At 34.1% G+C, this 8,090-nt stretch carries 6 protein-coding genes and 2 pseudogenes; 3 read left to right on the forward strand and 5 right to left on the reverse strand.

What is annotated here, in order from left to right:
• Window positions 1–103: 103 nt before the first annotated feature.
• The 3 genes and pseudogenes from H9629_RS15155 to H9629_RS15165 form a co-directional block, all read right to left on the reverse strand.
• Window positions 104–373 (reverse strand): annotated as a pseudogene (locus H9629_RS15155) (HAD family hydrolase); the annotation flags it as partial.
• A gap of 169 nt (window positions 374–542) precedes the next feature.
• Window positions 543–2,477, reverse strand: coding sequence for a hypothetical protein (locus H9629_RS15160; protein WP_191731434.1), 1,935 nt, complete (start codon window positions 2,475–2,477; stop codon window positions 543–545).
• Between the two features lie 206 nt (window positions 2,478–2,683).
• On the reverse strand, window positions 2,684–2,887 hold the full coding sequence (locus H9629_RS15165) for a helix-turn-helix domain-containing protein (RefSeq protein WP_191731436.1): 204 nt from the start codon (window positions 2,885–2,887) through the stop codon (window positions 2,684–2,686).
• 341 nt (window positions 2,888–3,228) lie between these two features.
• On the opposite strand from H9629_RS15165, the gene H9629_RS15170 reads away from it, so the two are divergent.
• From H9629_RS15170 to H9629_RS15180, 3 genes are read left to right on the forward strand one after another with little or no spacing between them, the layout of a single operon-like run.
• The gene (locus H9629_RS15170) at window positions 3,229–3,498 is read left to right on the forward strand and encodes a hypothetical protein (protein WP_191731438.1); all 270 of its coding nucleotides are present in this window, start codon (window positions 3,229–3,231) and stop codon (window positions 3,496–3,498) included.
• 49 nt (window positions 3,499–3,547) lie between these two features.
• Window positions 3,548–4,150 carry a DUF1376 domain-containing protein gene (locus tag H9629_RS15175; protein ID WP_191731440.1) on the forward strand — a complete coding sequence of 201 codons (603 nt, stop codon included), beginning with the start codon at window positions 3,548–3,550 and terminating at the stop codon, window positions 4,148–4,150.
• Between the two features lie 9 nt (window positions 4,151–4,159).
• The gene (locus H9629_RS15180; protein WP_191731442.1) at window positions 4,160–4,903 is read left to right on the forward strand and encodes an ATP-binding protein; all 744 of its coding nucleotides are present in this window, start codon (window positions 4,160–4,162) and stop codon (window positions 4,901–4,903) included.
• Between the two features lie 226 nt (window positions 4,904–5,129).
• Here the strand turns inward: H9629_RS15180 and H9629_RS15185 are convergent, their stop codons facing one another.
• On the reverse strand, window positions 5,130–7,688 hold the full coding sequence (locus H9629_RS15185; RefSeq protein ID WP_191731444.1) for a relaxase/mobilization nuclease domain-containing protein: 2,559 nt from the start codon (window positions 7,686–7,688) through the stop codon (window positions 5,130–5,132).
• Window positions 7,672–8,013 (reverse strand): annotated as a pseudogene (gene mobC, locus H9629_RS15445) (plasmid mobilization relaxosome protein MobC); the annotation flags it as partial. The gene H9629_RS15185 and the pseudogene mobC, both read right to left, overlap by 17 nt.
• Between the last annotated feature and the right edge of the window lie 77 nt (window positions 8,014–8,090).

The following is an 8,090-nucleotide window of genomic DNA, read 5'->3' on the forward strand; positions in this document are numbered from 1 at the left end:
ATCGCCTTTTGAGTTTGAAGCAATGTACTATGATAAGATTAACCCGTTAGGTCAGGTGGCCTAACTTAAATAAAAAAGTCTCCGACAAACCCGGTACGGTTCAATCTTCATAAACACCAATTGTACTTAATTCAAGCTGAAGATCACTATTAATCTCTTTCAAAAGTTGTTCTGGTAGTTCTGCTCCAAACCTCCTCGCTAATTGTGCAATATCAACAGGATTTGACATGATGATCTTTGCATCTTGTGCACTTGGTTTTCTTCCATTAGCTTTCAACCATTGCATCAGTTTACGGTATGGCGATCGGCTCTTACCAATTTTAACGAGTGTTCCAAAAGCGTCAAAAATGATGACTTGAGGTAAGTGATTCATAATTCAAACTATGGATAAATATTTTATATTGAGTTTACCCTAGTAAAGAATAAAAATTATTGTTGCCATATCTTAAGTAAGTAGGACTAATAGATTAAACCTTTTTATAAAGAATACTATGGCTAACCTACTCCTACATTTTAAGAAGTAGGAAGATTACCTTGTATTTTTAGTTATACATACACATAGCTCCAATATTTGAAAAGTCATTAATAGCCGTAAAATTGTTAATAGGAATATTTTCATCAAAAACTTTAAGTGCTATTTTTTTAAAATAGACTTCATCCATTTCAATTAACTTTTTAGATATTTCACAGTTCTTCATTTTTAGTATTGAAAAAGTATTAAAGTATACTTCTCTTAAATCATCATTTTGACTTAGGTTATAAACTAATAACATACCTAAAACTACAGAATAATCAGAGGATATTGGCCATAAGTTAGAGAATACTGCAAAATTATTTTTTAATAATTTTGAAGATATACCCTTGTGAAGAAAGTTTAAATTTATTCCAGAATGTGCTCCTGAACATGCATTCATCACAACTACTCTTTGAAATTCTGATCTGTTTTGAAGATTATTAAAAATATCGACAGATATTCGATTTTCATTACTAAATTCAAAACTATCTAACTTACAAGATGAGTGTTCGTAATTTCCATGAGCGGATATATATATATGAGTAAATGATGGATCATTAAAAACTTCTACAATTTGCTCTACACTAGGATTTTCAAAAATTCGATTTTCATTAGAGAAAAATTGTTCTATGAATTCATATTCATAATTTGGAAGCAAAGTATTTTCACCAAGGAAAAAAGCAAACTTTTTATTTGGATTAAAATCTTTTAATTCATTTAAGGAATAACTAATAATTGGAGGTACTTTATCTAGATAACTCAAAGCTGCTTGTACTGGATGACTATGAGAAGGAGTAATTGTTAGATAGTTAATACTCTGATACAGGTCATGATTTAAAGAGTAACAGCTAATAGTTTTTTCTAAAAATTCATTAAAATCAAAATCTTTACTAGGGAATCCATAATCTTTCCCTGTGTTTTCAATCATTGGTTGTAAATCAAAGTCTCTCAATACGGTTGAAAGAACTAAGGCTTTATTCTCACATTCTATAAGTTTACAATATTTAGCATATTGATCCTCTACTAAATAATTGATATGTTCGCTATTCGTTAATAATGAAAAAATATTATTATTAGGAACTACTATTCCGTGTTGACTAGAAAATATCTTCGTATTCCTATAACCATTAATTATACTAAATAACTCCATACATCTTTTATAATCAGACTTAGAGAAAACTCTCGCAAATACATTTTTGAGATACTCAGTATTTCCAGCAGATATATTTTTTAATATTTCATCATTTTTTAGACATTCGATTAAATCAGTGTAAGATTTTTCATAATATTCATCATGAAATATAAGCTTAAGAATAATATTTATTTTTGTTGATTCATGAAAATCTTCAAAATACTCATCATAAATAGTTTTTAATCTTTTCAAATTGTTTTTTCTTATATTCTCATATAATTTATTATTTTCCTTTCTAGAAAAAATCAACTCTTGCACAATTAAAACTGGTAATTCCCAATTGATATTATCATCTAGAAATTGATGATAGTGAGAAAGTATATATTCTGATTTATTTAGAATAGCATCTTCTTTGTATTCTACAGAATAGTTTATAATTCTAATTAATGTCATCATTTGATAGTGATAAGCTATTGTGTTAGGAATAAAAAAATAAAAAATTCTATTAAAAACTAAACTTCCCAATTTTTTCATAGGATCATGACAAATCCAATAATAATAACAAGCCTCAATCCAATTGTAGAAAAGCTCATTGTTTTTAGAAAAAAAATCTTTAAATCGTGTATGACATAGGAAATAGACCAAAGAGTCATCTGAAAAATGTATAGGATTATATGAATTAAAATGTTCCTCAGATAATTCTTTGTTGCTAAAGAAACTATATATCGGGTCTCTTAACAGAATCAATTCCAACTCATTTTGTTTATAAATACTTACAGTTTTTTTAACTTTATCTACATAAAAATCAAATGGTTGAATAGGGTTTAACATTTTTGATCTATTATTGATTACGATTAATATATATTACTTCTTTTTAGCTTATAGCAGGAGATGTCCTACAGTTAAAAAACGGACATGGCTCTAATGGTTAGCATTCCATTAGATTATGAAAACGTTCATTATAAGATAATTATATATGTCTAGAATCTAGGTAGTTATGTAATTATAAATATCTACACTCATTAGGTAATTCACTACTATTTTTTCGTAAAAACCAACAACTCACCTACTTCCACATCTAAAGCCAAACAAATCTTATCAATCGTCTCAAAGTCGATACGCACAGATTCATCGTTATAAAGCTTATAAAGCGTACTTTTGTTGATACCAGTCTCTTTTACCAAGTCTGAAACACGCATTTTTCTTTCAGCTAACAAAACAGCTAAGTTTGACTTAATCATACTTTTTCCTAGTTAAATAGTAAAAAATACTTGAAATGCCGTAAAAATATGATAATTTACGTCTAAGGAATAAATTTTCCTACTTTCCTAGTACTTTTTATGAGGTTAATTATGCCATAGCTGCAGATAATTCCCCATAAATTTTATGAAGAACAAAAAATTCAGGCCTGTCCAAACCACTTATACCTCTCTCGCCAAAGTGAAACATAAGTCGTGCAAACAAGCCTGAAATACCACCAAGACGTAAATCATGAGGTACTTACCAATGATAAAGAAAATAGCATCTAAACGAAATCCCTATTTCCCTGCACTGCTTAATTTAGGCTGTCAGGAGATTCACCATGTTTAATAAATCAGTATTTGATGGTGTCATTGTTTGTGAAGCCGCCAATGCAATGGCAAATCACATTATTCATGAGTTTGAAATTCCTCGTTTAGATCAACTCGCACCCAAACTTAAAGTAAACAGTTGCTTCAATGACCATCAGGCACTTCGCTTGTGGGCTGACCGCTTATGTGAAAACTATCCTACAACGGATGACTTCAACATATACGACTTAGAAGACCTTATACAAACGGCTCGTACACGCTTTCTAAAACTATTCTCTTAATTTTTTACAGGGTCATGACTACCATGTCCCTGCCTTTTATAGGTTCAAAATGAATACTGACGCAACAATCTGGATGCCGTTGTACATTGGTGATCTTCAAGCGAAATTTACTCGCCTCTCGAGTGAGCAAGTGGGTGCTACCCTTTTTCTTATGATGGACTTTTGGAAAAATGGTCCTATTCCAAGTGAACCCCACATTCTGATGAGTGTGACCAAACTAACAAGTCCTAAGACCAAAAGTCTTATGACCACTTTAAAAGCCCTGAATCTTTTTGAAGAGGCCAATGGTTTCATTCAATCTCATTATTTCACTGCTTTAAAAGAACAGGCTATTCAGAATCAAAAAATGAAATCTGAACGAGGTAAAGCTGCTGCAGAAGCTCGCTGGAATAAAAGCACAAGCAATGCTCTAGCATTAAATTTGCAATGCTCTAGCAATGCACAAGTATTACTTGAAGAATGCCCTTCACCTTCACCTTCACCTTCACCTTCACCTTCACCTTCACCTTCACCTTCACCTTCACCTTCACCTTCACCTTCACCTTCATCTTCATCTTCATCTTCATCTTCATCTTCATCTTCATCTTCATCTTCATCTCAAAGACAGGATGATAAAAATGAAGTGAAACCGATTAATCAAAAATGGATCTAGGAGTAGATAATGAATATAGCTATTGATCTATTAAAAACTCCTAATGAAGTTTTAACTACCCTGTGCTCAAAACATGGCTACCCATTAATAAAAGTTGGTAGTCATCAGTTATGCAAAGTCTGTGCAAAAGAAAATCTTGAACAAACGAATAAACAACACCAGGAAGAGTTACAGCAAAAGTTGTTACAATACCGTATTCATAGCACAGGGTTAAATCAACGTTATTTGGAATGTGGCTTTTCTAACTATAGTGTTAGTACTATTGAACAGCAGCAAGTTGTCGGATACTGCCAAAATTTCACACAGCAATTGTTAAATGGGTCAAAATCTAGCTTCATCCTTTATGGCACACCAGGTACTGGAAAAACCCATTTAGGTTCAGCGATCGTTCGCAATCTTATTTATAAAACTAAAATGTCTGCTCGTTATATAACGAGTGCTCAGATAGCACAGACAATTATGAGTTCATGGAGCATTGAAGACCAATCTGAAGAACAGTGGATTCAATTTTTTGCTGATTTTGATTTACTAGTCTTGGATGAATATGGACTGCATGATCGCCATTCGGCTCGTTTAGAGCTTATTCATAAAGTGCTATACAAACGTTATGACATGATGAAACCTACCATGATTATCTCTAATTTCACTATTGAAAATCTTGAACAAGATCTTGGTGTACGACTCTGGTCACGCTTACACGAAAATCAATTAATCACTGTCCCTTGTTATTGGTCAGATCACAGAATGAAATAGCTAAAAAAGCCTTGGTACTACCAAGGCTTTTTAATACCCATCCAAATCGTTACATCTCAAAACTCGAGTGAGTCGTTCGATTTATAGATTATTTACCGTCAATGATCAGAAGATGTAAAACCACTCTCTTGAGGTATCAAGTCTAATTATGCAACGATTACTATCATTACCAACAACTATGTAGTTATTGGTAATTCATGCAGTTTTTTTACACGATGTTGATTTTCTACAAATCAACATCGGCATTCGAATCATTTTCCTGTTTAGATTTGAATTCTATTGCATAAGTGTGTTGCGTAACCCTAGATGGAGCATCATCAGAACTTTGATACGTTGAAGATGTAACTGCTTTAATTCGCTCCTTGATTTCATCAAAGTTTTTTAAGCAAGAAAGATATAGATATGAAGCTCTTTCATCTTCTAAATGATTATTTTTGTGCGATAAAATTAATTCACACTTCAAATACTTGAGCATCCTTTCATCATTCTTGATGATTTCTTCGATCCTTGCATAGTCATTACTGTCAATATTTCTTCTAGCCTCAGTCATGTAGGCTAGGATTTTTTCAGTTTTTTGTTCTGTAATTTCAATCACCCACAATACTTTTTTATCCTGATAAGCCTGTTGCTGCTGTGCTGACAACTCTTGATAAGCTCTAAGATAGCCAGGATAAAATCCATCAGATCGTAACTGCCAATCTGTTGCTGGCTTTGGCTTGCATCTTATTTGAGCGATGATAGGTTCTAATTTTCCAAGTTTTTGATTAAGGTCATTAAGCCTTCTACAGTTGTCCCAAGCGTATTGATCTGCTCGCTTTGCATCTCCAAGTCTTCGTAAAAGTCTGTTGGTGGCTGAAATTGCAATATTTTCGAGAGTGCTTTCTCCAAATCTATCTGTTGTTTGCTGATGACCTGTTGAAGGGAGTGCAATTCGCTCTGCACTAAGTCTCTGACATTTGCTTTTAAATCCAGTTGATTGAATGCTGTCGTTAAGTGCGTTTGTAATTGGATTCTCAAGTTTTCTTGAAATTCTCGCTGTAATTGCTCCGAAAATTCGCCCTGTTCGAGATTTGAAAGTTCTGCTTTCATTGCTGAAATCAAAGCGTTTTGAGTTTCTTTCTCTATATTCAATGTGTCGATTTTGTTCACTAAACGCTGCTCCACTTCGTTGTAGCTGATCAAAATATTTTTTAATGAACTGACCTGTTGGCTCAAAGTTTCGTTTTGTGCTGCCAATAAGCTGTTTTGTTGTTGCAATAAGTTGGTTTGTTCTATCAAATATTGATCTATTTCGGTTTGCATGACTTACCTTTGTAATCTCTTCAAATATTCGATTTGAGCTGTGATTGATTCTGAATTCTGTTGAATTATCTGTTGTTGTGCTTTGATGGTCTTGACGTTTGTAGCTGTTTGATAAGCCATAAATAAAGCGATTAAAAGACTCAATAGTCCAATCAAGATCGCCCCACCCAACATGTATGTCGCTTTTTGCGCATCCAGTTTTTCCGTAATCAGCATTTCTATTCCGCTCTCGATTTGCTGGCTTTGATTGGTGATCGCTTGCTGTATTTGGGCTTGTATACTCTTTTGTAAACTGGGTTGGTCTATCGAGATATTCTGCAATTGATTGTTTATTTTGGACTGTAACTTTTGAATTGATATTGAAAACGAATCTATGCTCGATTTCACTTTTGAAACTTCCGCAATATCTATATTGGCAAGTTGAGACTGGAGTTGATTGATTTGTGCTGTGTAGCCCTCTGTCAGTGTTTGTATGGCTTGGGGTGATAAATCCCCTATCTCTTTCAACAATGAGTTGAGATGTGCCTCCAAGGCTATTGTCGCCCCCTGTACGCTGTGCAAAAGCGTAGTGCTTTTGATTATAGGCTGCTCGCTTTGCTCTATAAGTTTCTCGAAATTGATTAGCGTCTGAGAGAGCTGCTGCAAGGACACTTGGAGTTTTTCGGCTTTCTGCTGCTGCTCGGAGACGCTGTATATAAAGTCCAATTTCGAATTGTTCATAATAAAAATCACCTTTAAGTCTGTATTTTTTCCCGTCGATCATTTCAACTGTTAAAGAGTCTTTTCGTTGTTTAACCGATTCAACTCCTTCCAGTTGAGAAATACATTGGACAATATCTGCCCTGTTTTGAATTGTTTGTGTCCTTAAGAGCGTTTTGATGTAATTATCAATTGTCTTGCGAAACTGCTTTGGTATAAGTGCTTTAAGGTCTTCGCTTAAAATGTATTTTTTTGCTTGAGCATTGATTTTGGCCACATGATTTGGCTCCTGTGTGGTTTGCATCAAAAGCAAATCATCTGGCCGTGACCACTGATATTTTGTGTTGAAGTAATCTCGTAATGCATCGAAGTGTTTTTCATGACTGGGGGGAGCAATATTAAGTGACTTCCCGCTTTGCATGTCGAGCCGTGGTGCTAAAACATGAATGTGCTTTGAGCCATCCTCATCTGTGTGTAATACAGCAAAGAGGTGATACTGTGATTGCTCCAATCCTGCAAATGCATGCTCCTCAAAGTTATTTAAAACCTCCATAATCTGAGCGTCAGTAGGATCATCATCTTTTGACCAAGCGATGACTCCACTCGTATATTTCCATAGGTGTGGACTCGCATGACAAATAGCATTGAATGTGGTGGCATCACCACGTAAGACCTGAACACCTGCACGAACATTTCCACGATGATCAAGTCGATCTAAAAGATATGCGGAAGCATGTGTAGCTGACCCTTTGCCATGATCTAAAAACTTAATATGCACTTTCATCCTTCTCCGCTAATACGATTGAAGGTTGTGCCTGATCAACGTTTAAATTCTCAAGTTGTTTGCGAAGCCTATTCGGATTTTGTCTACTGATTTTTGGTAGGGTAGGAAATATTTGTTCTAACTCATTTTGAATACCCTTTAAGACCAACAACACATGAAAAATATCAAGCTTACGCTGATCTCTTAGATCCGCATTTTTGATGATATTTAATGCGCGGGCTATTTGATTCAAGTTATTCCCAATTTTAGATAATGCGAGTAATAAAGTAGGATCAGTAATTTGATAAAGTTTAATGATTTCAACTTCGGTTTTAATTTTGAGTCTCTGATATGTGCTGAATTAGCAGGAGACTTTCACTTGGGATATGCTAGGCAGCTAACCGATAAAAGTTCTCTGCTATT

This window comes from Acinetobacter pecorum (genome assembly GCF_014837015.1).
Lineage (GTDB): Bacteria > Pseudomonadota > Gammaproteobacteria > Pseudomonadales > Moraxellaceae > Acinetobacter > Acinetobacter pecorum.

Coding starts and splice junctions, on each gene's coding strand:
- H9629_RS15170 (WP_191731438.1), top strand. CDS start 3,229: ATGTTTAATAAATCAGTATTTGATGGTGTCATTGTTTGTGAAGCCGCC.
- H9629_RS15160 (WP_191731434.1), bottom strand. CDS start 2,477: ATGTTAAACCCTATTCAACCATTTGATTTTTATGTAGATAAAGTTAAA.
- H9629_RS15165 (WP_191731436.1), bottom strand. CDS start 2,887: ATGATTAAGTCAAACTTAGCTGTTTTGTTAGCTGAAAGAAAAATGCGT.
- H9629_RS15180 (WP_191731442.1), top strand. CDS start 4,160: ATGAATATAGCTATTGATCTATTAAAAACTCCTAATGAAGTTTTAACT.
- H9629_RS15185 (WP_191731444.1), bottom strand. CDS start 7,688: ATGAAAGTGCATATTAAGTTTTTAGATCATGGCAAAGGGTCAGCTACA.
- H9629_RS15175 (WP_191731440.1), top strand. CDS start 3,548: ATGAATACTGACGCAACAATCTGGATGCCGTTGTACATTGGTGATCTT.